We start from the raw sequence: 24,748 nt of genomic DNA on the forward strand, positions 1-24,748 counted from the left end.
GACCGGCGCCGAGGAGGCCCGCATGAGCACGCACGAGCCGGAGACGGTCCGCATCGGCACGCACGACGTGCCCGTCGTGACGGCCAACACCGTCGTCGTCGGGACGGGCTCGGCCGGCTTCTGCGCCGCCGACCGCCTCTGGGAGTTCGGCCAGGACGACGTCGTCATGGTCGCCGACAAGGTGAACGCCGGCGCCAGCCGCAACGCCGGTTCGGACAAGCAGACGTACTACAAGCTCACGCTGTCCGGTGGCGACGGCGACTCCGTGCGCGAGATGGCCGACACCCTCTTCGCCGGCGGCGCGATGGACGGGGACAACGCGCTGGCCGAGGCGGCGCTGTCCGCCCGCGGGTTCCTGCACCTGTGCGACCTCGGCGTCCCCTTCCCGCAGAACCGCTACGGCGAGTTCATCGGCTACAAGACCGACCACGACCCGCGCCGCCGCGCCACCTCCGTCGGCCCCTACACCAGCCGCAGCATGGTGGAGCAGCTCGAGAAGAAGGTGCACCGCAACGGCACCCGGATCTTCGACGAGTGCCGCGTCGTCGACGTCGTCACGCGCCCCACCCAGGACGGCGGCACCGCGGTCGCGGGCCTGCTGGTCCTGCGCACGGACGTCCCGCACGACGGGGAGCAGAGCCCGTTCCTGCTCTTCCGCTGCACGAACCTCGTCTACGCCACCGGCGGGCCCGCCGGCATGTACGCCACGCGCGTCTTCCCGAACGGCCAGTGGGGCGCCTCGGGCGCCGCGTACCGGGCCGGGATCCACGGCAAGAACCTCACCGAGTGGCAGTTCGGCCTCGCCTCGACGAAGCCGCGCTGGAACGTGTCCGGCACGTACATGCAGGTCATCCCGCGCTTCGTGTCCACCGACGCCGACGGCGGCGACGAGCGCGAGTTCGTCACGGAGGCCATCGGCGACTACGGCCGCCTCATGTCGCTGGTGTTCCTCAAGGGCTACCAGTGGCCGTTCGACATCCGGAAGGCACTCGACGGCTCCTCGCTCATCGACCTGCTGGTCTACCGCGAGACGACGCTGCGCGGGCGACGCGTCTTCCTCGACTTCCGACGCAACCCGGTGCAGGACGCGTTCGACCCGTCGGCGCTGAGCCCCGAGGCGTACGAGTACCTCGACCGCGCCGGCGTCCTCTTCGGCACGCCCATCGAGCGCCTGCGCCGCATGAACGAGCCCGCGTACCAGTTCTACCTGGACAAGAACCCGTACGTGGACCTCGAGACGCAGATGCTCGAGGTGGACGTCTGCGCGCAGCACAACAACGGCGGCCTCGTCGTCGACGCGTGGTGGCAGTCCAACGTCGCGGGGTTCTTCCCCGTGGGCGAGGCCGGCGGTGCGCACGGCGTCTACCGGCCCGGCGGCGCCGCGCTCAACAGCGGCCAGGTCGGAGCCACGCGCGCGGCGCAGTTCGTCGCCGCGCGCCGCGCGGACGCCCCGCTCGACGAGGCCGCCTTCGCGGCGGCCGCCGCACCCGTGCTGGACGGCGCGCTGGACCTCGTCGGGCGCGCCACGGCCCGCGCCGCCGCGGGCGTGCCGGACAACACCGGCGACCTGCTGCGCGACGTGCAGGTGCTCATGAGCGCCAAGGCCGGGCCGGTGCGCTCGGCTGCCTCGATCCACGAGGCGCTCGTGCAGGTGCACGACTGGCTGTCGCGGTACGAGGACCTCGTCACCGCCGACGCGGGGTCGCGCCGGGCCGTGAACCGCACGTTCCTCGTGCGCGACATCCTCACCAGCGCCTATGTGTACCTGTCGGCGATGGCCGACTACGTCGCCCACGGCGGGCGCTCGCGCGGGTCGGTGCTCTACACCGACCCCGAGGGCGACCTGCCGCACGTCGGCTACGGGCCGACGGCGGACGCCGAGCTGGACCTCCCGGAGGTCTTCCGGTTCCGCCTCGACCGGGGGTCGCTCGACGACGAGGTGCAGGAGACGGCCTGGGTGCCCGCGGGCGGCAAGCCGCCGGTGTCCGCCGACGCCGTGCTCGTCGACTGGGCGCCGGTCGAGGAGCGCGCCGACGACGACGCCGCCGGCTCACCGGTCTTCCGCTGGCGCCCGCGGCGGCCGATCCCTCAGGACGACGACTTCTTCGAGAACGTCTGGCGCGAGTTCCGCGAGCACGGCAACGTCGTCTGAGCGCCCTGGGCTCAGGGCAGCGGGACGCCGGCCCGGTACTCGGGGCTGGCGACGATGCCGGAGACGATGCGCTCCGACCGCTCACCGGCCTGCAGGGCCCGGACCCACCCCAGCACGCCGGAGTGGTCCGCCTCCCGGTGCAGGAGCTCCCGGTAGTACGCGCCGACGACGGTCGAGAGGTGCTCCGTCGAGTACAGGAAGCCGGTGGCGACCTGCGCGCGCCCGGCACCCCGCTCGATCGCGGTGCGCCAACCCGCCACCTCGTCGGGCGACGCCTCGCGGCCGAGGACGTCGAGGTACAGCGCCTCGACCCAGCCCTCGATCGTCCCGCCCGAGAAGAGGAAGTACTCCTGCGAGGCGATGAACCCCGACTCCATCTGCTGGATCGGCATGCCGCGGCCCATGGCGTCCAGCCATCCGGCCGCGCCCGCGGCGTCCGGGCTCCGGCCCAGGTAGTGCAGGTAGGACTCCCGGATGAGCCCGGAGCGGAACTCCGCCGAGGCGGTGATCGCGTCCGCCACGGCGGAGTACGGCGTTCCTGCCCGGAGCGCCTGCGACCATCCGGCGAGACCCGCGGGCTCGGGCGCGCGGCCGAAGAGGTCGCCGTACACGTGGGTCACGTACGCGTCGACGGGCTCGGCGACGACGGCATGGCGGAGCGGGACGCTGATCCTCACGTGGCGGGTCAGGTCGTCGAGGGTCTCCGTCTGGGTCAGGACGGCCCAGTCGCCGTCCTCGACGGCACCGGGGAGGGCGACGTCCACCGCAGGGTCGCCGGCCGCGTGCCGGGCCGTCATCGTCGACGGCCGCGTCCCGGTGCCGTCCCGCCGCACGTACGAGGGGACGAAGGCGCCGGACCGGACGAGGTTGGGGATCGACAGGTCGAGCACCACGCGCGTCCCGACCTCGACGGGCGCGACCACGTACTCGCGCGACTCCTCGCCGCCGTGGTCGACCGGCAGGTCGACGTCGACGATCGCCGAGCCACCCGGCACCGGCGTCCCGGTCGAGACGACCTCGATGGTGAGCGCGACCCGCGTGCCGCCGCCCTCGCCGGCCACGGTCACCAGGACGGGCGCCGTCGCGTCCGTGACGGAGCACCGCGCCCTCGCGTCGACGTGGTTCACGGCGACGACACCGTCGTAGTAGGAGGAGGAGTAGCGGTCCTGGCAGCCGTCGACGGTCGTCCAGGTCGTCGGCCTGCCGTCCGACTCGCGGAGCAGCTGGTCCATCTCCCAGGGGAGCCGGACCCGCGCCTCCCAGGTGTCCGAGGGCACCTCGACGCCCCGCCCCTCGTCCACCAGCCAGGTCGCGGCGACGTCCATCCGCACCGGCCTATAGCCGCTCCCGTCGGCGACCGACACGGAGCCCGTGCCCGACGCGGCCGACGCCGCCACGGCGCCCGGCACGACGACCACCGCCGCCGTGAAAACCGCGACGACGGCCCCCCGTCCTCGTCGCCACGCTGCTGTCGTCATCGTCCTGCTCCTCGGTACGGGCCGTCGTCGTCGGGCGCCGTCCCCCGGCAGGCCGACCGCCCGTCGACCGCTCGCGGACGGGCGCGGAGGTCACGGCGGGACGAAGGGGCCCGGGCAGGGCGGCGGGGCGACCCTAGCGCCGCCGGGGTGCCGCGCCGCGCCGCCGCGGCAGCCCGATGCGGTCGAGGTCGTGGGCGACGACGACCCGCGCGTCGCCGGCCGCCGCGCGGGCCTGCACCGCCAGCGGCTCGAGGTCGTCGTAGCGCCCCGAGAAGTGCGTGAGCACCAGCAGCCGCGCCCCCGCCCTGCCGGCGAGCGCCCCGGCCTCGCCGGCGGTGAGGTGCCGGTAGGCCGCGGCGAGGTCGACGTCCTCGTCGGCGAACGTGCACTCGGCCAGCAGCAGGTCGGCACCGTCCGCGAGCGCCTCGGCGCCGACGCAGGGCGCCGTGTCCATGACGACGGCGACCCGCTGCCCCGGCCGCGGCACGGAGACGTCCTCCAGCCGCAGGGGCCCGGCCGCGGTCGTCGCCGTCCCGGTCCGGACGAGCTCCCCCACCGCGGGCCCGGCCAGCCCCGCAGCGGCCAGCCGGTCGGGCAGCAGCGTGCGGCCGTCCGGCTCGACGACCCGGTAGCCGAAGGTCGGCACGCGGTGGCGCAGCGGGGCCACCTCGAGCCCGTCCGCGACCGGTCCCGCCTCGTCGTGCGGGTGCAGGCGCAGGTCCAGCCCCGGCGTGGCCAGGCCGACGAGGGCGCGCAGCACGTCCTCGCCGCCGCGGGGGTAGTGCAGGTGGACCGGGTGCTGCACCCCGTCGAGCACGAGCCGCGACAGCACGCCGGGCAGACCGAGGCTGTGGTCGCCGTGCAGGTGGGTCAGGCAGATGCGCGTGATGGCCGGCGGCGCCACCCCGGCGAGCGTGAGCTGGCGCTGCGTCCCCTCGCCGGGGTCGAACAGGTACGTCTCGGAGTCCCACCGCAGCACGTAGCCGTTGTGGTTGCGCGTCCGGGTGGGCACCTGGGAGGCCGTCCCGAGGACGACGAGCTCGCGCACCCGGCCAGTCTGCCGCTCACGGGCCCTCGCCGGCCGCCCGGGTGGCGGGTCGCGCGTGACGATCCCAGGCTGGACCCATGGCCGCCTACCGCATCTCCGGCACCGCGCAGACCGCCGGTTGGCTCGAGGGGCAGGTCTCGCCGCTCGACGCCGCCGTCGCCGACGAGAGCGGCGTCGCCGTCGAGGAGGCGCTCCGGCAGGACGAGGGCGTCGAGTTCACCCTGCTCGTCACGGCCGCGACGGAGGACGAGGCCCTCGCCACGGCTCAGCGCGTCGCCGACCGGCTCAGCGTCGGGTCGAGCGTCACGGTGCTGGGCGAGGTGGGCTGACCCCTGCCGGCCGGTGCCCTCAGGCGCCGGTGGTCGCCGCGCCCGTGAGGGCGCCGACGACCCGCACCGCGTCGGCCCAGCGCGACGCGTAGTGCTGCGGGTCGGCGTTCCGCTGCACGGCGTGGGCGACGAGCGTCGGCGCCATGGCGTCCCGCCCGGCGACGCCCTGCAGCGCGCGGAAGAAGGCCGTGGCGCTGCGGGTCGGGTCGGTGCGGTCCGCGAGCGTGCCCCACGCGCCGTTGTCGCGCTGCTGGAACAGGCCGATGCTGTCGGGTCCTGCGGCGTCGCCGTGGTCGACGTTGCGCAGCGAGGACTCCCCCATCGCCGTCATGACGCCGATCGTCTGGTCGCGCACGGACAGGCCCAGCGCCCGCCCGGCGGCGACGATCGCCGCGGCGTTGCCGACCTGCTCGGCGGTGAACCCGGCGACCGCGGGCAGCGGGCCGCCGGGCGCCGTGGTGGTGGCGGCGCCCGTCGTGGCGCCGGTCGTGGATCGCGCCACTTGGTCGGCCAGCACGGACGCGAAGCTCCCGGCCGCCGTGCCGGTCGTCGTGCCGGTCGTGGTGCCGCCCGCAGACGAGGACGGCCCCGCGAGGGTCGACATGCCGAGGACACCGCCGGCCGCGCCGGCGGGCCACGTCGTCGCCGTCGCGACGCCGGCCCCCGTCCGCAGCTCGGCGATGCCGCTCTCGATCGCCGCGATCCGGCCGCCGATCCCCGCGATGCCGTCCATGACCGCCCTCCGTCCGCCGTGCCCCGCTGCTCCCATCGGGTGACGGAGGGCCGCCCTTGAGCGGTCGGGTCAGAGGTACGGCAGGACGTGCCGGACGTACCGCTCCGCCATCGTGCTCAGGGTCTGCTCGGCCGGGGTGTCCCAGACGCCCTGGTGGAAGATCTCCACCTCGACGTCGCCGGTGTACCCGGCCTCGGCGACCCAGCGGGTGATGGACGCGAAGTCCACGTAGCCGTCGCCGACGTGCCCGCGGGACAGCAACGGGTCGGCGGCCAGCGGCAGGGTCCAGTCGCACACCTGGTAACCCGCGATGCGGCCGGTCGCGCCCGCCCGCGCGACCTGCGCGCGCAGGTCCGGGTCCCACCACACGTGGTAGGTGTCGACGACGACGCCGACGACCTCCGCGGGGAACGGCTCGGCGAGGTCGAGCGCCTGGCCGAGCGTCGAGATGACGGCACGGTCGGCCGCGAACATCGGGTGCAGCGCCTCGAGCACCAGCCGCACGCCGTGCCCGGCCGCGAACGGCGCGAGCTCGCCGATCCGCTCGGCCACGCGCTCCCGCGCGGCGACGACGTCGCGGCCCGGGTCCGCGGCACGGTCCCCGGGGTAGGGCTGCGCCGGGCCCCCGGGGGCGCTCGCCGCGGGCAGACCGCCGACGACCATGACGAGCTCGCGGGTGCCGACGGTGGCGGCCTCCTCGATCGCGCGCCGGTTGTCGTCGAGCGCACTACGGGCTGCGGTCTCGTCGGCGGCCGTGAGGAAGCCCCCGCGGCACAGCGAGGACACCCGCAGGCCGTGGTCGGCGACGATCCGCGCGGCCTGCGCCGCGCCCACCTCCTGCACGCGGTCCCGCCACAGGCCGATCGACGACAGGCCGGCGCCGGCCGCGGCCGTCGCCGCCTGCTCGAGCGTCAGCGCCTTCGTCGTCGCCGTGTTCAACGACAGCCGCGCGAGCTCGGCCGGACGGCCGGCCGCGGCCTGACCGACGGGTGCGGCCGCGGCGCGCGGAGCCACCTCGGGTGCCCTCGTCACAGCGTGATCGCCGGGACGTCGAGGCGGCGGCCCTCGTCGGAGGAGCGCAGCCCGAGCTCGGCGAGCTGCACGCCGCGCGCGGCCGACAGGAGGTCGAAGCGGTGCGGCCGCCCCTGGGCGACGTCCGCGAGGAACTCCTCCCACTGCGCCTTGAACCCGTTCTGCAGCTCGGCGTTGGCGGGGACGTCCAGCCACTGGTCCCGGAAGCGCTCGGTCGTCGGCAGGTCGGGGTTCCACACCGGCTTGGGCGTGTGGGCGCGCTGCTGGGCGACGCACCGGAACAGCCCGGCGACGGCCGAGCCGTGCGTGCCGTCCACCTGGAACTCGACGAGCTCGTCGCGGTGTACGCGCACCGCCCAGGAGGAGTTGATCTGGGCGACGACGGGGTCCCCGGCCGGGGTCTCCAGGCCGAAGATGCCGTAGGCGGCGTCGTCCGCGGTGGCGTCGTACACGTCGCCGCGCTCGTCCCAGCGGACCGGGATGTGCGTGGCGGTCTGCGCCGAGACCGTGCGGACCGTCCCGATGATGCCCTCGAGCACGTAGTTCCAGTGGCAGAACATGTCGACGGTCATGCCGCCGCCGTCCTGCTTGCGGTAGTTCCACGACGGGCGCTGGGCCGCCTGGTGCTCGCCCTCGAACACCCAGTACCCGAACTCCCCGCGCAGGGACAGGATCCGGCCGAAGAAGCCTTCGTCGACGAGGCGGCGCAGCTTGACCAGGCCCGGCAGGTACAGCTTGTCGTGCACGACGCCCGCGGTGACGCCGGTCTCCTCGCGCAGGCGGGCCAGGTCGACGGCCTCGGCCAGCGTCTCCGCCGTGGGCTTCTCCGTGTAGACGTGCTTGCCGGCCTTCATGGCCCGGCTCAGCGTGTCCGCACGCAGGCTGGTCATCGAGGCGTCGAAGACGATGTCGGTCGCGTCGTCGTGGATGGCCTGCTCGAGGTCCGTCGTCCAGTGCTCGACGTCGTGCTGCCGCGCCAGCGCCTCGACCTTCTCGGCGTTGCGGCCGACGAGGACGGGCTCGACCTGCACGGTCGTCCCGTCGGGCAGGGTGATGCCGCCCTGCTCGCGGGTGGGGAGGATCGAGCGCACCAGGTGCTGGCGGTACCCCATCCGTCCCGTGATGCCGTTCATCGCGATCCGCAGCGTGCGCGTGGCCATTCCAGCTCCAGGGTCCTCGTCCGCCCCCGGCACCGGCGCCGGGAGGAATGCGCTTTCCACGGTAGGGGCCGGTGGCGGGTCCGTCAAGCACCGGCCGCAGCGCTCCGGGAACCGCCGTCGGCGCGGCGCGAGGGGGTTCCGTCCCCCGTCCGGATGAGTACAGTCGGACCTGCAAGCGCTTTCCTCCCACCGGCCGACGAGGGCCGGCGGGCGCGACCGGCGAAGGAGCCGCCGTGACCGACGTCCTGCCCGACGCCCGGGCGGCTCGCCCGCCGGAGCCGGCGACCGACCGCGCGCTGCGCCGCGCGGGCCGCCGCGGGCGGGCCTCCGACCGCTACCCTCTCCCCGTGGTGGCGAGGGTGACGCTGAGCGACGTGGCACGCCAGGCCGGCGTGTCGCTCGCGACCGCCTCCCGGGCGCTCAACGGCAGCTCGAACCGCACGGTCCAGCCGGCCCTGCGCGAGCGCGTGGTCGCCGCCGCCGCGGAGCTGCGGTACGCGCCCGACGCCAACGCCCAGGCCATGGCCCGCGGCGCGACGACCTCCGTCGGCCTCGTCGTGCACGACATCGCCGACCCCTACTTCTCGACGATCGCGGCGGCCGTCACGCGCGCCGCGGACCGCGTGGGCCTGCACGTGACGCTGGCGAGCACGCAGAACGAGGCCGACCGGGAGATCGAGCTCGTCGCGCTCATGCAGCGCCTGCGCGCGCGGGCCGTCATCGTCGCCGGCGGTCGGCTCGCCGACCCCGACCGCGAGGAGCGCCTGCGCGCGGCGCTGCTGGACCTCCAGGCGGGCGGCGCGTCGGTGGCCCTCGTCGGGCAGCCGCTGGACGGCGTGGACAGCGTCGTCATCGACAACGCCGGCGGCGCGCGGGACCTGGCGCTGGCGCTGTGGGGCCTGGGCTACCGGCGGGCGGCGATCCTCGGCGGACCGACCGACCGGCTCACGGCGCAGAACCGGCGCGACGGCTTCGTCACCGCCTGGGCCGGTGCAGGCGGCCGGATCGACCCGGCCGACGTGGTGCACGGGGCGTTCACGTGGGAGGGCGGCGCCGAGGCGATGACCACCTTGCTGCGCACGCGCCCTCGGCCGGAGGTCGTCTTCGCCGCCAACGACGTCATGGCCCTCGGGGCCCTCTCGGCGGCCCGGGCGCTGGGCGTGCGCGTGCCCGAGGACGTGGCCGTCGCCGGCTTCGACGACATCGCGACGCTGAGGGACGTCGTGCCCGGGCTGACCACCGTCCGCATCCCGCTCGACGAGGCGGGTGAGGCCGCCGCCGAGCTGGCGCTCACCCCGCGGGGCGACGAGGTCCGTGCGACCGAGATCCGCACGGAGGTCGTGCTGCGGGACAGCACGCCTCCGCGCGGTTGAGCCCGGCCCGCGGCCCTCGTCCCGCGCCCGCGCTCACACCCCGGCGCGCCGCCGCGTGCGCCAGAGCAGCCACACGAAGTACGGCGCCCCGACGAGCGCGGTGACGAGCCCGACCGGGACCTGGCCCGGGGCGATGACGGTCCGGCCGATCGTGTCGGACACGCTGACGAGCAGCGCACCCAGCACGGTGGCGACCGGCAGGACGCGCGCGTGCCCCGCGCCGACGAGCCGCCGGGCCAGGTGCGGGGCGACGAGCCCGACGAAACCCACGATCCCGACCGCGGCCACCGCCGCGGCCGTGAGCAGCGCGGCGAGCGTGAGCAGCATCCCGCGCTCGCGCGCGAGCCGCACGCCCAGGACCCGCGGGGTGTCGTCGTCGAGCGCGACGAGGTCGAGCGTCCGCCGCCGCGCGAGGGCCACGGGCAGCACGACGAGCAGCGCGACCGCGACGGGCGCGCACTGCGCCAGGGAGCGCCCGTAGGTCGAGCCCGAGAGCCAGGTGAGCGCCATCGTCGTGTTCCAGGGGTTGGTGACGACGACGAGCACGGTGATGAGCGCGGTCGTCGCCGCCTGCACCCCGAGGCCGACGAGCACGACGCGGTCCGACCCCAGCCCCCCGCGCGCGGCGAGGGCCTGCACGAGGGCGAACGCGACCAGCGCCCCCGCGGCGGCCGCGGCCGGCACGACCCACGGGCCCGCCGTCGGCACCAGCACGATGAGCACCACCGCGCCCACCCCCGCACCGCCGGTCACCCCGAGCAGCGACGGCTCGGCCAGCGCGTTGCGGCACACCGCCTGCACGACCGCCCCCGCGAGCGCGAGCGCCGCCCCGGCCAGGACCGCCGCGAGCACGCGCGGCACCCGCTGGTCGAGCACGAAGGAGACTGTCCGCCCGGCGGTGCCGTCGAGCCACAGCGCGACGTCCCCGAGCAGCAGCAGCCGGTCCCCGAGCAGCAGCGCGGCCACGACGGCCCCGACCAGCGCGGCGACCAGGACGCCGCCGACGGCGAGCGCCCGCCGGGCGGTGCGCGGGCGGACACCGGCCCCCGCGCCGGCGCTGCGGCGGGCGACCTCGTCGCGCAGCCGGCGGGCGACGACGACGAGGACGACCGCGCCGAGCAGCGTGGTCACCACGCCCGTGGGCACCGCGACCGCGTCCGTGCCGGGCAGCAGGACGCGCAGCAGCAGGTCCGCGGCCAGCACGACGACGGCGCCGACGAGCCCCGCGAACGGCAGCAGCAGCCGGTGCCGGGACAGCCCCGGGACCCGCCGGGCGACGAGCCGCGCCAGCACGGGCGCCGCGAGCCCGACGAACCCGACCGGTCCGGCCACCGTCACCGCGGCGGCGGACAGCACCACGGCGAGCACCACGGCCAGCACCCGGGTCCGGCCGACGGCCAGGCCGAGGGAGGCGGCGGCGTCGTCGCCCAGCGCCAGCAGGTCCAGGCGCGAGGCGAGCGCGACCGTGCCCGCGCCCACCACGAGGACGACCGGCAGCACCTGCAGGACGGTCCGCGTCCCGGACTGGACGACCGACCCGCTGCCCCACGCGAACAGGCCCGTCGTCTCCTGTGCGAACAGCACGAGGAGGACCGTGGTGAGCGAGGCCAGCGCCAGCGTGGTGGCGGACCCCGCGAGCACCAGCCGGGTCGGGCCCGCGGCCCCGGCCCGGCTCAGCGCGAGCACCAGCCCGGCCGCCGCGAGCCCGCCGACGAAGGCCACCGACCCGCGCAGCAGCAGCGGCAGCGAGGCGCCGACCACGGCCGTGAGCACGACCGCGAGGTGCGCCCCGGCGTTCACCGCGAGCGTGTCCGGCGACGCCAGCGGGTTGCGCGCCACGGACTGCAGCACGGCCCCGGCCACGCCGAGCGCGAGCCCGACGAGCACCGCCGCGAGGACCCGCGGCAGCCGGGAGGCGACGAGCACGGCGGCGGTGCGCTCGTCGCCCTCCCCGACGACGAGCCGCACCAGGTCGCCGAGGCCCACGGACGACGTGCCGAGCGTGAGGTCCACGGCGCCGAGCACGACGACGAGCAGGAGGACGCCGACGAGCACGGCCGCGGCCGGGCGGCCGGCGGCACGGCGGTCGGGGGCGGTCGTCCCGCCGGCCGGGGCGCCGCCCGCGGGGGCCGCGACCGCCGGGGTCCCCGCGACGGCGGTCACGTCAGCCCGCGAGCGCGTCGACGACGGCCTCGACGTACGCCGTGCCGGAGGCCGGGCCGCCGAAGAGCCAGATGCCGTCGGGCAGGCGGTGCACGTCGCCGGCCGCGACGAAGGGCAGGCCCTCCCACACCGCGTTGCCGGCGAGGCCCTCGGCGAACGGGTCGGTCTCGGCTCCGTTCGACACGTAGAGGAAGTCGAGCTCGCCCAGCGCGGTCAGACCCTCGACGTCGGTCGTCGCGAGGCCGTAGTCCGGGTCGCCCTCGCCCGTCCAGCCGTTCTCGAGGCCGAGCTCGGCCAGCAGCGCGCCCAGGTAGGAGCCGGGGGTGTACATGCGGACGGAGACCACGCCGTCGGTGACCCAGCCGTCGGCCATCGTGACGGTCCCGCCGGCGACGCCGGCCTCCTCGAGCGCCGCACGCCCGTCGGCCACGGCCGCGTCGAAGTCGGCCAGCACGGTCTCGGCGCGGTCCTGGGTGCCCGTGGCCTCGGCCAGCAGCTCCACGGTCGAGCGCATGTAGCCCAGTGGGTCGGCCGCGTCCGACCCGCGCAGGGCCAGGACCGGGACCGTCTCCTCGATCTGCGCGATGACGGCCTCGGGCAGGTCGGTGGTGGTGACGACGAGGTCCGCGTCCAGCGCCACGATGGCGTCGAGGCTCGGCTCGCCGCGGAAGCCGACGTCGGGGGTGTCCGCGTCGAGCGGCACGACGGTGTCCCACGTGTTGTAGCCGGCCACGTCCGCCTGCCCGACGGGCTCGACGCCGAGCGTGAGGAGGTTCTCCGTCAGGCCCCACTCGAGGGAGACGACGTCCTGCGCGGGGGCGTCGAGCGTGACCTCGCCGCGCTCGTCGGTGATGGTGACCGGGCCGCCGGACGGGGCCGCGCTGGTCGCGGCGTCGTCCTGCGCGGCGGCGTCCTCCGTGGTGCCGCAGCCGGCGAGGGCGACGGCGGCGGCCAGGAGGCCGGCAGCGAGGACCGCGGACCGGCCGCGGCGGAGCCGGCGGACCGGCGGTCGGGTGTGCAGGGGGGCGGGGGCGATGGGCATGGTCGTCCTCGGGTCGGTGCCCCGGGCAGGGGCGGGTGCGGTGGCCGCGCCCGGGCGGGCGGCGGCGCGGTGGTGGTCGGTGGGAGGCGGGGGCGTCGCTCAGGCGACGGGTACCGGCTCCGGTCGGCGCACGGCAGGACGCCGGGCCGCGTGGCGGGACACGGGGTGCGTGTGGACGAGGCCCGTGCGGGGGTCGGTGCTCACCTCGACGGGCAGGCCGTACACGGCGCTGAGGTCCGCGGCCGTGAGCACCTCGGCGGGCGTCCCGGCGGACACGACGGCACCGCCGTGCAGGAGGACCACCTGGTCCGCGACGGCCGCGGCCTGGTCGAGGTCGTGCAGGACGACCCCGACGGCCACGCCGTGCTCGTCGGCCAGGTCGCGGACGAGGTCGAGGACCTCCACCTGGTAGCGCAGGTCGAGGTGGTTCGTCGGCTCGTCGAGCAGGAGGACCGCGGTGTCCTGGGCGAGGCAGGTGGCGAACCACACGCGCTGCAGCTCCCCGCCCGACAGCTCGTCCACCGCGCGGTCCGCCATCGCGGCGGTCCCCGTCACGGCCAGGGCGTGGGCCACGGCCCGGGCGCCGTCGTGGTCGGTGCCGCGCCAGCGCGCGCGGTGCGGGTGGCGGCCGTACGCGACGACCTCGCGGACGGTGACACCGCCCGGCACCGGCCGGCTCTGCGCGAGGAGGGTCACGCGGCGGGCGAACGCGCGGGTGTCGAGCGCGGCCGCGTCGCCCTCGGGCAGCAGGACCTCACCCGCGCCCGGGCGGTGCAGGCGCGCCAGCGCCCGCAGCACCGTGGACTTGCCGCTGCCGTTCGGCCCGACGAGAGCCGTCACGGTCCCGGCGCGCAGGGCGAGCGAGACGTCGGCCGCCACGACGTGGCCGTCGTAGGCGAGGTGGAGGCCGCGGCCCGACAGCGCCGGGCCGGCGGGCACGGGGTCCACGGTGGCGTGCGCGCGGACGTGCTCGGCCGGGGCCGCGGCGTCGGCGGGTCGCGTCGTCGTCACGCGGAGAAGGTAAGGCTTACCTCACCGTGCTGACAAGCCACTCCACCTCACGTCCCAGGAGGGCGAGCCGCCCCGGGCTGTCGTAGGAGCGCGTGTCGTGCCCGAGGGCGTCGTAGAGCACGCGGCCCGGGCCCGCCGCCTGCCACACCACCGGGTGGTCCGTCCCGTCGTGGGCCGTGGTCACGAGCACGCGCGAGGACACGGCCGGCTGCAGCAGGCAGTAGCGCTCGTCGAACGCCTCGACCGGTGCGAGCCCCGCGACCACCGGGTGGTCCTCCCCGGGTACCGGCGTGAAGGTCGCCGGCCCGATCGGCGGGTGCATCGACAGCCCCGGCACCCAGCGGCCGCCGACGAGCTCCGCCCAGCCGGGCGCGTCGGTGAAGGTGTTGGCCGCCTGGTGCAGGGCCAGGAGCGGCACCCCGTGCTCGACGACGAGCGCCGCCAGCCGGGAGTGGAAGGCGGACCAGGCGGCGTCGTCGCCGTCCCAGCCGGGGTCACGACGTCCCGTGCCGGCGACGACGACGAGCAGCGCCGGAACCTGCGCCCGGACGTGCGCCGGCGCGAGGTCACCCGTGAGCACGTCCGGAGCCGTGCCCCGCACCTCCGGCACGAGGCCGCGGGCGGCGAGCACCCCGGCGACGCGGTGGCCGGTCGCCGCGTCGTCGTGCCAGGGGTCGGCGTAGCGCCCGCGACCGACGAGGACGAGCGCCCGGCGCACGTCGCCACCGGCCGGTCCCGTGCCGCCGCGCGTGCCGCTCCCCGTGTCGTCGTTGCTGCCCGTGCTGCTGCCCGTCGTCATCGTCGCCCCCTCGGCACCGGCACCGGACCCGGCCGGCGCACGCCCCGCGGACGGTACCCGACCCTCACGCCGTCCCGACCGGGTGCGCCGCAGCGACGCCGGCAGGGCGCACCTCGCCCAGGACGGGCGTGAGCGACCACCGGCTGCCGGCCCAGACCACGTACAGCAGCGGCGTGGCCGCGAGGCCGAGGCCGAGCGCGGGCCGCGCGGCCACGGCGGCGACGAGGAGCCCCAGCACCCCCAGCGAGAGCAGCGTCAGCGGCCAGCGCCGGACCGCGATCCACACCGCGGGCCGCAGCACGTCCTGCAGGCGGGCCGCCGGGCGCTCCGCCAGCACCACGACCGCCAGCACGCCGGCGGCCACCGCCAGCGCCCCGACCACGACGAGCAGCGGCAGGAGCAGCGCGCCGATCGACGTCCCTCCCGGTGCCCCCGTCAGCACGACGGCGTCCACGCCGACGACGACGAGCACCGCGCCGACGCCCAGGCCCACGGGGACCGTCCGCCGGAGCGACCCGGCCCAGCCGCGCGCGAAGGTGCGCAGCGCGGTCGTCGAGCCGTCCGCGGACCAGGCCGCGCACACGGCCGCGGCGCCGGCCAGCGCAGGCGCTCCAAGCGCCCCGGCGACGAGCAGCAGGAGCGGCCAGCCCCCGGCGCCGGCCGGCAGCGCGGCGAGCAGCACGAGCAGCGGCCCCAGCGCGAGGGCGAGCGCGAGGTTCGTCGCCAACGCCGTGTAGACGGCGCCGGTGGCGCGCGTCGCCGTCTCGAAGGACAGGTGCGGCACGGCGGTCAGCCCTTCAGGCCGCTCGTCGCGATGCCCTGGATGAAGTACCGCTGCCCGAGGAGGAAGACGAGCAGGATGGGGATCACGGAGATCACCGAGCCGGTCATGATCATCGCGTACTCCGCGTCGAACTGGCCGACGAACTGGCGCAGCCCGAGCTGGATCGTCCAGAGGTCGTTGCTGGTCAGGTAGATGAACGGGCCCATGAAGTCGTTCCAGGTGTTGACGAACGTCAGCAGCGCGAGGCTGGCCAGCGCCGGCACCGACAGGGGCAGCATGATCCGCCGGTAGATGCCGTACTCCGACAGCCCGTCGATGCGCGCGGCCTCGACGAGCTCGTCGGGCACGGACATGTAGTACTGCCGCATGAGGAACACCCCGAAGGCGCTGAACGCCTGCAGCAGGATGAGCGCGGTGAACGTGTTCACCAGGCCGGCCCGCTGCATGAGGATGTACTGCGGGATCATGTAGGCCTGCCAGGGCACCGCGATGGTGGCGATGTAGGCGAGGAAGAGCCCGTCGCGGCCGGGGAACCGGATCTTGGAGAACCCGTACGCCGCGAAGCTCCCGGTGAGCACCTGCAGCAGCGTGATGACCCCGGCGAGGAACGCCGAGTTGCGCAGGTAGGTCATCAGCGGGACCCGGTCCCAGATGGTGACGAAGTTGTCCCAGTGCAGCTCCTCCGGGATCCACCGGATCGGCACCGTGAAGACCTGGTCGTTCGTCTTCAGCGACGCCGAGACCATCCAGAAGAACGGCACGAGCAGCAGCGCCGACAGCGCGACGAGCAGCACGTAGGTGAGCGGCTTCGCCCACGGGCGCACGGGCCGGGCGCGGTCGCGGGTGGCGGCCGGGGTGCCGGCGGGCAACGGGGCGGTGGTGCCGGTGCGGGGTCCGAGAGCGGTCGTCATCACGTCTCCAGCCGCTGGTTGCGGGCGTACTGCAGCAGGGTGATCACGAGGACGAGCAGGAAGAGCGCCAGCGCGACGGCCGAGGAGTACCCGAACCGGCCGTTGACGATGCCCTCGCGGTAGATGAGCTGGGACAGCACGAGCGTGCTGCGGCCCGGGCCGCCGTTCGTCATGACGACGATGAGGTCGAAGACCTTGAACGAGCCGATGGTCAGCATGATGAGGACGAAGAACGTCGTGGGGCGCAGGCACGGGACCGTCACGTGCCGGAACCGCTGCAGGGCGTTGGCGCCGTCCGTCTTCGCCGCCTCGTACAGCTCCGGCGGGATCGTCTGCAGGCCGGCCAGGAACAGGATCATGTAGTAGCCCATGTCCTTCCACACCCCGGTGAGGATCACCGCCGGCATGGCCCAGGTGGGGTCGGACGTCCAGCCCGGCGGGTCGCTGACGCCGAACGTCGTCAGGAGCTGGTTGATCGGTCCCTGGGACGGGTTGTAGAGCATGTTCCAGACCACGGCGACGGCGACGATCGACGTGATGTAGGGGAAGAACGCGGCCGTGCGGAAGAACGCCAGGCCGCGGATCTTCCGGTTCAGCGCCAGGGCCAGGCCGAGGGAGGCCGCCATCGTCAGCGGCACGTGCCCGACGGTGTAGTACAGCGTGTTCACCAGGGCGACGCGGAAGTTCTCGTCGCCGACGAGGCGCGTGAGGTTGTCCAGCCCCGTGAACTCGGGGGCGGCGTACGCGTTCCACCGCGTGAAGGCGATGCCGAACGTCGCGATGACGGGTACGAGCGTCAGCAGCGCGAAACCGACGAAGTTGGGCAGGATGAACGACCAGCCCAGCAGGGTGTTGCGGCGCACCTGGCGCCGGTTGACGTAGGCCGGGCGCCGCCCGGCGGGACCGCCCCGCCGCGGTGCGGCGGCGGGGCGGTCGAGCGTCGTGGAGGCCATCGTCGCCTCAGCCGACCTCGTTCTGGACGCGGTCGGCCATCGTGGCCAGGGCGTCCTCGAGGGGCACGGAGCCCGTCATGATGTTCTGGTGCTCCTCGTTGAGGATCTGGTCGACCTGGCTCGTCGTCGGGGCGACCGGCATCTCGAGGGCCACCTCGTCGGGCTCGAAGGCGGCCCGCGAGGTCTCGTCCGTCGGCATGCCCTCGAGGGCGAAGTAGGCCTCCGTGATGGCGTCGGACTGCAGCGAGGGCACGACGCCGATGGCGGTGATGGCCTTCGCGCCCTCCTCGCTCGCGGCCCAGGCGACGAAGTCCCGCGCGGCGGCGCTGTTCTCGGCGTTCTTGTTCACCGCGAACGCGGTGGGCGAGCCGAAGGTGGTGACCTCGTCGGCGTCCTCGGCCTGCGGCATCGGGGCGATGCCCCAGTCCACGTCGGTCTCCCCGGCCGCCTCCGCCTGCAGCAGGCCGGCGATGAACCAGGAACCCATGGGCAGCATCGCGGCCTGGCCCGTCGTGAACATCGTGCGGTAGCTGATCTTCTGCGTGGAGGCGGTGCTGAAGTCGAGGGTGGCGCCCGCGTCCTGCAGCTCCAGCGCCCGCTCGTAGTACGGCGCGAAGAACTCGTAGTCGCCCGAGAGCTGGTCGCCGTCGGTCTGCGCGTCGGCGATCGCCTGCACCGTCGAGCGCCACGTGTGCTGGTAGGTGCCGTAGGTCGTCTGGCCCTCGGCCGGCGTCACCCCGGCCGCGGCGGCCTCCTCGGTGATGCGCTCCGCCAGCTCGGCGTACTCGTCCCAGGTGAGGTCGGTCGGGTACTCCTCGCCGACGGCGTCGAAGATCGCCTTGTTGTAGAAGAGGACCCAGAAGTCCTGGCGGTACGGCAGCGCGAAGTAGCTGCCGTCCTGGTCGAAGGCGTCCAGGCCCGCGAGGTCGGAGGTCTCCTCCGCGAGGTCGGAGACGTCGGCGAGCTGGCCGTTCGTGGCGTAGCGCGCGTAGTCGATGACGTTCTTCATCGTGATGACGTCGGTGCTGTCGCCGCCGGCGAGCATCGTCGTCACCTTGGTCGGGTAGTCGTCGGCCAGGATGTCGACCGGCTCGATCGTGACGTTCGGGTGCGCCGCCTCGTAGGCGTCGAAGAGCGCGCCGAACTCCGGCGTCCCCTCGAGGTTCCACACCGACACCGTCAGCGTGACGGGGGCGTCCGGGTCGAGCGTCTCGTCCGCCGCGGCCTCGCCGCCGCTGCCGCAGCCGCCCAGCAGCAGGGCGGTCGCCGCCGTGGCGGCGAGCCCCTGCACGATCCTGCGCTTCATCGCGTCTCCTCCACCGTCCGGCGACGTCCGTCGTCGCCGACCTCTCCTGACGGGACGGCGGCGCCGTCCCCGTCCTGCGGGAGCCGCACCCTGGTGCGTGCTCCGTCGTCCCACGTCACCTGCACGTGGGCGTGGTCCGGCCGGTCCAGCCGGGGGGCGGCCGGGTCGTCGGTCGTCGGCGACCCCGGTGCGCGCCCGACGAGGGCGACGGCCACCGCGTGCCAGTCGGCCGTCGCGCCTCCTGCCGCCCCGGGCGTCGTGACGGGCAGCCGGAGCACCGGCACCGCGGCATGGGTGCCGAGCGGAGAGGCGTCCGTCCGCCGCTCGACCCGGAGCCCGCCCTGCTCGCACTCGCCACCCAGAGGCAGCGGCACGACCGCCGAGACGAGCCGGTCCGTGCGCACCGTGCCGGCCGGCCCCTCGGCGGGCGGCGTCCCGTCGGCCAACGCCCAGCCGCCGACCTCGAGGGCCACCGCCGCCGGCGCCGCGTCCTCGACGCGGACCAGCCGCACCTCCCACGCACCACGGACGACCGAGACCGTCGTCACCGTCCCGGCGCCCTGCGCGGTCCCGGCGAGCCCGCTGCCGTGCGCGGGGCCCGGCTCGGCGCTCACCCAGTGCGCCGCGGCGCGGGACCCGGCGACGAGGGCCGTCGCGGACACCGCCGCCGGCGAGCCGTCGGCCGTCGTCGTCGTCGTCGTCGTCGGAGCGTCGTCGAGCCCCAGCACGGCGAAGCCCGTGCGGTGCGAGCGCCGGCCCGCGGCGTCCACGAGGACGACGGACTGGTCCACGGGCGCCGTCCAGGCGCCCTCGTCGAGCAGCGGGGCCGTCGCCGTGGAGTAGCCGAGCCGCGCGTACAGCGGGGAGTCGCCGCCCGTGGCGCCGGGGACCGCGTAGTCGGTGCCGTGGTTGACGACGCGGACGACGCCGTCGGCCGCCGTGCCGCTCACGAGCCAGCCCGCGGCGCGGACCCGGCGCAGGTCGTCGCCCGCCTCCGCCGGCAGGGGCGCCTCGGCGGCGGTCCACACCGGGTGGTCCGCGGGCAGCGCCAGGCCGAGCAGCCCCTTGCTCGCCCAGTACGGCGAGCCCGGACCCGAGTAGGACTGGGCCAGCGCCGGCCAGGCGCCGTGCCAGCCGAGGGTCAGCAGGCCGCGCTCGTCGGGGACGCCGCGCGTGACGAAGTGGTCGACGACCGCGGACGCGCAGCGGCGCAGGACAGCCGGCGGCGTCGACGGCACCTCGGCGACCGCACCCACCCAGAAGGGCGCTGCCGCCGCGAACCGGTAGGCGAGGCTGCGGCCCTGCACGAGGGGTGAGCCGTCGCCACCGACGAGGTGCACCGCGTCCTGCAGGAACCGGTCCAGCGCCGCGGTGTCCCGCTCGCGCCGCGGCGCCGCCAGGTCCGTCGCCCCGGCCATGCGGGCCCACAGGGTCGGGTAGAGGTGCAGCGCCCAGCCGACGTAGTGGTCGAACGACCGCTCGGCGCCGTCCGACAGCCAGCCGTCGACGCGCGCGAAGGAGTCGTGCGTGGCCAGGTCGGCGCGCATCTCGTCGAGCGCGTGCGGACCGCCGACGGAGCGCAGGAACGTCTGGACGACGAGGCGGAACCAGACCCAGTTGATGCGCGGGTAGGTGTCGTCGCCGACCGCGGGCGCCAGGTAGTCGACAACCTGCTCCTGCACGCGGGGCGACAGCCGGTCCCAGATCCACGGCCGTGTGAGGTCGAGGACGAGCGCGATCGAGGCCGCCTCGACCTTCGCCTGCCCGTGCTCCTCCAGGCGTACCCAGCGGTGCGGGCCGTGGGGGTCCGTGCCCGCGGCCAGTCCCTGCGCGTACCAGCCGGCGAGGTCGAGCGGGTCGGCGCCGCGCTCCCCCGCGAGGCGGAAACCGGCGGTGAGGAAGGTCCGCGCGAAGCCCTCGAGGCCGTCGACCGCCGTGCCGTAGCCGCCCGGGCCGCCGGGCGGGGTCACGAGGGCGTGGTCCGGCGAGGCGTAGGGGCGCACCGACAGCAGCAGGTGGTCGGCGAGAGCGGCCCAGCGGTCGCGGTCCCAGCCCGCGCCGGCGCTCACGCGCTCACCGCCGTCGCGTCCACCGTCAGCGGCGTGGCGAGCGGGCGCCCCTGCGCGAGGGCCTCCAGCTCGTCGAGCGCGTGCTGGGCCATCCGCCGGGTCTCGGCGCCCAGGGAACCCGCGACGTGCGGCGTCACCATGACGTTGGGCAGCGCGAGCAGCGGGTGGCCGGTCGGCAAGGGTTCGGGGTCGGTGACGTCGAGGATCGCGTCGAGCCGGCCGGCCGCGCACGCCGCGAGCAGGGCGTCGGTGTCGACGAGGCTGCCCCGGGCGGTGTTGACGAGCGTGGCCCCGGCCGGCAGGAGGGCGAGCTCCCGCGCACCGATCATGCGGTGGGTCTCCGGGAGCGCCGGCGCGTGGAGGGACAGGACGTCCGCACGGCGCAGCGCGTCGTCGAGCCCGGCGGGCTCGCCCCCCGCGGCCCGCACCGCCGCCGGGTCCGCGTACGGGTCGACGACGAGCACCGCCGCCGTGTCGAGCAGCCGCAGCATCTCCACCACGCGGCGGCCGATGCGCGAGAAGCCGACGACGACGACCGTGCGCCCGCGGTTCGACAGGTCCTCGCGCCCGACCACCGCACCCCAGGAGACCGGTGCGTGGCGGCCCTGCGCTGCCAGGAACGGCGCCTTCTTGCCCGCCAGGATGATCGCCGCGAGCGTGAACTCGGCGACGGGCACGGCGTTGGCCTCCGCGGCCGTGCTCACCAGGACGCCGCGCCGGAACACCTCGTCGCCCACGAGCCCGCGCACGCTGCCCGCCGCGTGCAGCACCGCACGCAGGCGGGGTGCGGCGGCCAGGCGCTCGGGCGTCAGCGCCGGCGCGCCCCAGGAGGTGAGGAGCACCTCGGCGTCCGCGAGCCGGCGCCGCGCGGCCGGGCTGTCGAGATCCGGCGTCCACACCGGTTCGGCGACGTCCGCGAGCGCGGTCAGGCGGGCCAGCTCGTCGGCGCGGAACTGCAGCGCGAACGTCGCCGGGTCCATGACCAGCAGCGCGGTGGGCCGGGAGGTGGGGGGCACAGCGGTCCTTCGTCGTCGAGGGAGGGTGCGGTCGTGCAGCGAGGCAGAGGCCGGTCGGCGGCCGGATCAGATCAGTCCTGATCGCTTCGGCGCGATGTCGTCATCAAAAACCAATCAGACCCGCTCTTTCAACCCCGCCGGCTCCGCTGTTACGATCACGAACGATCACCCGCTTCGGTCGAGACGGTCGGAGCAGGCCCGGCGGCTCGTACCGCCCGACGCTCGACGAGGAGCCATGACCGCCACGACCGACGCACCGGGCCCCCTCCTGCGCACCTGGGGCGCGGCCGCCGGGCCGGCGGCCCTGCGGGTCGCGCTCCGGCCGCCGGCGGACGCGCTCCCCCTGCTTCCGGCCGCACGCCGCGACGTGTGGGGCGCCGGGGCCGACGCCGCAGCACCCGCCGCAGCACCCGCCGCCGACGGCGCGACCCTGCGGGCCGTCGTCGACCGCGCGACCCGCGAGCGCGGCACCCCGTGGCCGCAACCCACCGCGTCCGGCTTCGCCCGGTACGCGCGCGACGGGGACCGCGTGGGCTACGAGGCGGCGGTCTTCGAGCGGCAGCGCCGGCTGACGCGCGCCGTCGTCGCGGCCGCCGTCACGCTCGACGACGCCTGGCTCGACGAGGTCGTCGACGGCACGGTCGGGCTCTGCGAGCAGAGCTCGTGGTGCTGGCCGGCCCACGACGACACCCGGGCGCGCCACGGCGCGTTCCTGCCGACCGTGACCGACCCCTTCCTCGACCTCGGGGCCGGCGAGGTCGCGGCCCAGCTCGCGTGGACGGTGCACCTGCTCGGTCCCGAGCTCGAGGCGCGGACGCCCGGTCTGCTCGCCCGCGTGCGGCACGAGGTGCGCGCGCGGGTCCTGACGCCGTACCGGACCCGGCGCGACTGGCACTGGCTGGGCCTCGACGGGGACGTGCACAACTGGAACCCGTGGATCCTCGGCGACGTCGTCACCGCGGCGCTCGTGCTCGAGGACGACGAGCACGTGCGCGCCGAGGTCGTCGCCGCGGCCCTCGTCGACGTGGACCGGTACGCCGCCTCCCTGCCCGCCGACGGCGCGGTCGACGAGGGCTTCGGCTACTGGTGGAACGGCGCCGCGCGGCTCCTGGAGCTCCTGGAGGTCGTCGAGCACGCGACGGGCGGCGCCCTGGACCCCGCGGGGATCCCCCCGCTCGCGGAGGTCGTGGCGTTCCCGCACCGGATGCACCTCGGCGGGCCCTGGTACCTCAACCTCGCCGACGGACCCGCCCGCCCCGGCGACGACCTGCCCTGGCAGGTGCTGCACCGGTGGGGGCGCCGGCTCGGCGTCCCGGAGGCCGTCGCGCACGCCGCCGCCCACCGCCGCCCGGGCGCCCCGGCCGCCGACGAGGTCCCCGGCCTCGGCCGGCTGCTGCGCGCCGTGACCGACCCGGCGTGGTGCGGGGCGGTGCCCGGCGCGTCCCCGCTGGTCCGGGACGTGTGGTTGCCGTCGACGCAGGTGCTGCTCGCGCGGCCGGCCGCCGACGACAGCCGCGTCGTCCTGGCCGTCAAGGGCGGCCACAACGGGGAGCACCACAACCACGACGACGTCGGCAGCGTGGTCGTGGCGCTGGGGGGCGTGCCGGTCCTCGTCGACCCCGGGCGTCCCACCTACACGGCCGTCACCTTCGGCCCCGACCGGTACACGCTGTGGCCGATGCAGTCCGGCTGGCACGACGTGCCGGTGGTGCGCGGCCACGAGCAGGGCCACGGCGCGCAGCACGCCGCCCGGGACGTCCGCGCCCGGCTCGACGACAGGGTGGCCGAGCTGTCCCTCGACCTCGCCGCCGCCTACCCGCCGGCCGCGGGGGTCGGCACCTGGCGGCGCACCGCGCGCCTCGACCGCGCCACCGGGGCCGTGACCGTGCGGGAGGAGTGGAGCGACCTGGCCGCTGCCACCGGCGCCGCCGGGCCGACCCGCCTGCACTGGGTGGTGGCGGGCGAGGTGGCCGCGCTCGGGCCGGGCCGTGCGGAGCTCGTCGGGCTGGCCGGCGCCGCTATCGTCCTCACCTGGGACGCGGCCGCCGCGCACCCGGACGTCGAGGACCGGCCCCTGGACGACCCGCTGCTCGTCGACGTGTGGGGGGACCGGCTGCGGCGCCTGTCGCTGACGCTGGTGGAGCCGGCCGCGTCGGGCTCGTTCACGCTGCACCTGGAGGTCCCGGCATGAGCGTCACCGACACCCGGCGCGTCCTGCCGGTGACCCGGCGGGCCCAGCTCCTGGAGGCCCTGGCCACGCGCGGAACGGTCCGCATCGCCGACCTCGTCGACGAGCTCGGCGTCACCGCCATCACGCTGCGCCGCGACATCGGCCAGCTCGCCGCCGAGGGGCTGGTGCAGCGCGTGCACGGAGGCGCCACGCTGCTGCCCGGCGTGCTGCCGACCCCGACGACGACCGGCGCGGCTCCGACCGGCTCCTCACCGGCCGGCACGTCACCGGACCACGCGCCCGACGCCTCCGCGCCCGGCGACGTGGACACCGCGACCCCCGCCACCCCCACCGGCGCGCTCGGCATGCTCGTGCCGTCGCTCGACTACTACTGGCCGGGGGTCGTCCGCGGCGCGGAGGAGGAGGCCCGCTCGCGCGGCCTGCGCATCGTCCTGCGCGGCTCCTCCTACGCGGGCGACGACGAGAGCCCCCAGCTCGAGCGCCTCGCGACGCAGCCCGGCGTGCGGGGGCTGCTCGTGGCGCCGACGCTCGACGGCCCGGGCGCCGCCGCGACCCTCGACTGGCTGGCACGGTCTCCCGTGCCCGTCGTGCTGCTCGAGCGCTCGGCCGCCCTCGGTCCGCACCACGAGGCGGCGGAGTCCGTCGTGTCGGACCACCGGCTCGGCGCCGCGATGGCCGTCCGGCACCTCGCCGGCCTGGGTCACCGCCGCGTCCTCGTCGCCGCCAGCCGGACGAGCCCGACGACCCGGCACGTGCTCGCCGGCTGGCGGGAGGCGTGCGAGGACCTGGGCCTGCCGTGCGACGACGACCTCGCGCTGCCCCTTCCCCCGCACGAGGCACCGGGCTGGGAGGACGCGGTCGACGCGCTCGTCGACCGGTGCGCCGGCGGCGGGGGCGCGACAGGCCTGCTCGTGCACTCGGACCCCGAGGCGATCGCGCTCGTGCAGCGCTGCGAGCAGCGCGGGCTGTCCGTGCCCGGGGACCTGTCGGTCGTGGCCTACGACGACGAGGTCGCCGGCCTCTTCAGCCCCGCCCTCACCGCCGTCCGGCCGCCCCGCCGGTCGGTGGGGCGGGCCGCGGTCGCGCTGCTGGCGGCCCGCCTGGCCGACCCCGGCCGGCCCGTGCACCGCGTGCTCGTCAGCCCCTCGCTGCGGGTGCGTGCCTCCACGGCGCCGCCGGCCCTCTGACCCGGCGGCGC

The 24,748-nt window shown here is 76.0% G+C and carries 20 protein-coding genes; 5 read left to right on the forward strand and 15 right to left on the reverse strand.

The features are described from left to right. Positions 1–22 precede the first annotated feature (22 nt). On the forward strand, positions 23–2,152 hold the full coding sequence (locus BM048_RS16025) for an FAD-dependent oxidoreductase (protein ID WP_090034592.1): 2,130 nt from the start codon (positions 23–25) through the stop codon (positions 2,150–2,152). Positions 2,153–2,163: 11 nt separating this feature from the next. On the opposite strand, the gene BM048_RS16030 is transcribed toward BM048_RS16025, so the two are convergent. Both BM048_RS16030 and BM048_RS16035 read right to left on the reverse strand, forming a co-directional pair. Continuing rightward, positions 2,164–3,630 carry a DUF4214 domain-containing protein gene (locus BM048_RS16030; protein ID WP_090034594.1) on the reverse strand — a complete coding sequence of 489 codons (1,467 nt, stop codon included), beginning with the start codon at positions 3,628–3,630 and terminating at the stop codon, positions 2,164–2,166. A gap of 133 nt (positions 3,631–3,763) precedes the next feature. Then, on the reverse strand, positions 3,764–4,678 hold the full coding sequence (locus BM048_RS16035; protein ID WP_090034596.1) for a ribonuclease Z: 915 nt from the start codon (positions 4,676–4,678) through the stop codon (positions 3,764–3,766). Between the two features lie 77 nt (positions 4,679–4,755). Between BM048_RS16035 and BM048_RS16040 the strand changes: the two genes are divergently transcribed. Continuing rightward, on the forward strand, positions 4,756–5,007 hold the full coding sequence (locus BM048_RS16040; protein ID WP_090034598.1) for a hypothetical protein: 252 nt from the start codon (positions 4,756–4,758) through the stop codon (positions 5,005–5,007). 19 nt (positions 5,008–5,026) lie between these two features. Here BM048_RS16040 and BM048_RS16045 read toward each other — a convergent pair whose 3' ends face one another. The 3 genes from BM048_RS16045 to BM048_RS16055 all read right to left on the reverse strand — a co-directional run bounded on the left by BM048_RS16045 (position 5,027) and on the right by BM048_RS16055 (position 7,932). After that, on the reverse strand, positions 5,027–5,740 hold the full coding sequence (locus BM048_RS16045; RefSeq protein ID WP_090034599.1) for a hypothetical protein: 714 nt from the start codon (positions 5,738–5,740) through the stop codon (positions 5,027–5,029). Between the two features lie 69 nt (positions 5,741–5,809). Further along, positions 5,810–6,754 (reverse strand): sugar phosphate isomerase/epimerase family protein, encoded by a 945-nt coding sequence (locus tag BM048_RS16050; protein WP_090034678.1) that lies wholly within the window; start codon positions 6,752–6,754, stop codon positions 5,810–5,812. A gap of 14 nt (positions 6,755–6,768) precedes the next feature. Then, positions 6,769–7,932, reverse strand: a complete 1,164-nt coding sequence (locus BM048_RS16055; RefSeq protein ID WP_090034601.1) for a Gfo/Idh/MocA family protein — start codon at positions 7,930–7,932, stop codon at positions 6,769–6,771. A gap of 233 nt (positions 7,933–8,165) precedes the next feature. Between BM048_RS16055 and BM048_RS16060 the strand changes: the two genes are divergently transcribed. Continuing rightward, a complete protein-coding gene (locus BM048_RS16060) occupies positions 8,166–9,305 on the forward strand; it encodes a LacI family DNA-binding transcriptional regulator (RefSeq protein WP_239078984.1) in 1,140 nt (379 codons plus the stop codon). Positions 9,306–9,338: 33 nt separating this feature from the next. On the opposite strand, the gene BM048_RS16065 is transcribed toward BM048_RS16060, so the two are convergent. The 10 genes from BM048_RS16065 to BM048_RS16110 all read right to left on the reverse strand — a co-directional run bounded on the left by BM048_RS16065 (position 9,339) and on the right by BM048_RS16110 (position 21,359). Continuing rightward, on the reverse strand, positions 9,339–11,468 hold the full coding sequence (locus BM048_RS16065) for an iron ABC transporter permease (protein WP_203708957.1): 2,130 nt from the start codon (positions 11,466–11,468) through the stop codon (positions 9,339–9,341). A gap of 1 nt (position 11,469) precedes the next feature. Next, positions 11,470–12,510 carry an ABC transporter substrate-binding protein gene (locus tag BM048_RS16070; protein ID WP_090034604.1) on the reverse strand — a complete coding sequence of 347 codons (1,041 nt, stop codon included), beginning with the start codon at positions 12,508–12,510 and terminating at the stop codon, positions 11,470–11,472. Between the two features lie 99 nt (positions 12,511–12,609). After that, positions 12,610–13,449: an ABC transporter ATP-binding protein gene (locus tag BM048_RS16075; RefSeq protein ID WP_090034686.1), complete on the reverse strand. Its 840-nt coding sequence runs from the start codon at positions 13,447–13,449 to the stop codon at positions 12,610–12,612. A gap of 88 nt (positions 13,450–13,537) precedes the next feature. Then, the gene (locus BM048_RS16080; protein ID WP_090034606.1) at positions 13,538–14,320 is read right to left on the reverse strand and encodes a ThuA domain-containing protein; all 783 of its coding nucleotides are present in this window, start codon (positions 14,318–14,320) and stop codon (positions 13,538–13,540) included. Positions 14,321–14,384: 64 nt separating this feature from the next. Continuing rightward, positions 14,385–15,104, reverse strand: coding sequence for a hypothetical protein (locus BM048_RS16085; protein ID WP_090034608.1), 720 nt, complete (start codon positions 15,102–15,104; stop codon positions 14,385–14,387). A gap of 5 nt (positions 15,105–15,109) precedes the next feature. Beyond that, on the reverse strand, positions 15,110–16,015 hold the full coding sequence (locus BM048_RS16090; protein ID WP_090034611.1) for a carbohydrate ABC transporter permease: 906 nt from the start codon (positions 16,013–16,015) through the stop codon (positions 15,110–15,112). Then, complete coding sequence (locus BM048_RS16095) at positions 16,015–16,968, reverse strand: carbohydrate ABC transporter permease (protein WP_090034612.1); 954 nt, start codon at positions 16,966–16,968, stop codon at positions 16,015–16,017. The genes BM048_RS16090 and BM048_RS16095 overlap by 1 nt, the downstream gene beginning before the upstream one ends. 7 nt (positions 16,969–16,975) lie before the next feature. Then, positions 16,976–18,274 (reverse strand): ABC transporter substrate-binding protein, encoded by a 1,299-nt coding sequence (locus tag BM048_RS16100; protein ID WP_090034615.1) that lies wholly within the window; start codon positions 18,272–18,274, stop codon positions 16,976–16,978. Beyond that, positions 18,271–20,343 (reverse strand): DUF2264 domain-containing protein, encoded by a 2,073-nt coding sequence (locus tag BM048_RS16105; protein ID WP_090034617.1) that lies wholly within the window; start codon positions 20,341–20,343, stop codon positions 18,271–18,273. The genes BM048_RS16100 and BM048_RS16105 overlap by 4 nt, the downstream gene beginning before the upstream one ends. Further along, positions 20,340–21,359, reverse strand: coding sequence for a hydroxyacid dehydrogenase (locus tag BM048_RS16110; RefSeq protein ID WP_239078985.1), 1,020 nt, complete (start codon positions 21,357–21,359; stop codon positions 20,340–20,342). The genes BM048_RS16105 and BM048_RS16110 overlap by 4 nt, the downstream gene beginning before the upstream one ends. 235 nt (positions 21,360–21,594) lie before the next feature. Between BM048_RS16110 and BM048_RS16115 the strand changes: the two genes are divergently transcribed. Next, positions 21,595–23,550: a heparinase II/III family protein gene (locus BM048_RS16115; RefSeq protein ID WP_090034620.1), complete on the forward strand. Its 1,956-nt coding sequence runs from the start codon at positions 21,595–21,597 to the stop codon at positions 23,548–23,550. Further along, the gene (locus tag BM048_RS16120) at positions 23,547–24,737 is read left to right on the forward strand and encodes a substrate-binding domain-containing protein (RefSeq protein WP_090034622.1); all 1,191 of its coding nucleotides are present in this window, start codon (positions 23,547–23,549) and stop codon (positions 24,735–24,737) included. The genes BM048_RS16115 and BM048_RS16120 overlap by 4 nt, the downstream gene beginning before the upstream one ends. The last annotated feature ends 11 nt before the right edge of the window (positions 24,738–24,748 follow it).

Source organism: Cellulomonas marina (assembly GCF_900111925.1).
GTDB classification, from domain to species: Bacteria; Actinomycetota; Actinomycetes; order Actinomycetales; family Cellulomonadaceae; genus Cellulomonas; species Cellulomonas marina.

Bases quoted from the DNA above. Each gene is read 5' to 3' on its own strand.
- BM048_RS16025 (WP_090034592.1), top strand. From the start codon at position 23: ATGAGCACGCACGAGCCGGAGACGGTCCGCATCGGCACGCACGACGTG.
- BM048_RS16030 (WP_090034594.1), bottom strand. From the start codon at position 3,630: ATGACGACAGCAGCGTGGCGACGAGGACGGGGGGCCGTCGTCGCGGTT.
- BM048_RS16040 (WP_090034598.1), top strand. From the start codon at position 4,756: ATGGCCGCCTACCGCATCTCCGGCACCGCGCAGACCGCCGGTTGGCTC.
- BM048_RS16045 (WP_090034599.1), bottom strand. From the start codon at position 5,740: ATGGACGGCATCGCGGGGATCGGCGGCCGGATCGCGGCGATCGAGAGC.
- BM048_RS16055 (WP_090034601.1), bottom strand. From the start codon at position 7,932: ATGGCCACGCGCACGCTGCGGATCGCGATGAACGGCATCACGGGACGG.
- BM048_RS16070 (WP_090034604.1), bottom strand. From the start codon at position 12,510: ATGCCCATCGCCCCCGCCCCCCTGCACACCCGACCGCCGGTCCGCCGG.
- BM048_RS16080 (WP_090034606.1), bottom strand. From the start codon at position 14,320: ATGACGACGGGCAGCAGCACGGGCAGCAACGACGACACGGGGAGCGGC.
- BM048_RS16090 (WP_090034611.1), bottom strand. From the start codon at position 16,015: ATGACGACCGCTCTCGGACCCCGCACCGGCACCACCGCCCCGTTGCCC.
- BM048_RS16095 (WP_090034612.1), bottom strand. From the start codon at position 16,968: ATGGCCTCCACGACGCTCGACCGCCCCGCCGCCGCACCGCGGCGGGGC.
- BM048_RS16100 (WP_090034615.1), bottom strand. From the start codon at position 18,274: ATGAAGCGCAGGATCGTGCAGGGGCTCGCCGCCACGGCGGCGACCGCC.
- BM048_RS16115 (WP_090034620.1), top strand. From the start codon at position 21,595: ATGACCGCCACGACCGACGCACCGGGCCCCCTCCTGCGCACCTGGGGC.
- BM048_RS16120 (WP_090034622.1), top strand. From the start codon at position 23,547: ATGAGCGTCACCGACACCCGGCGCGTCCTGCCGGTGACCCGGCGGGCC.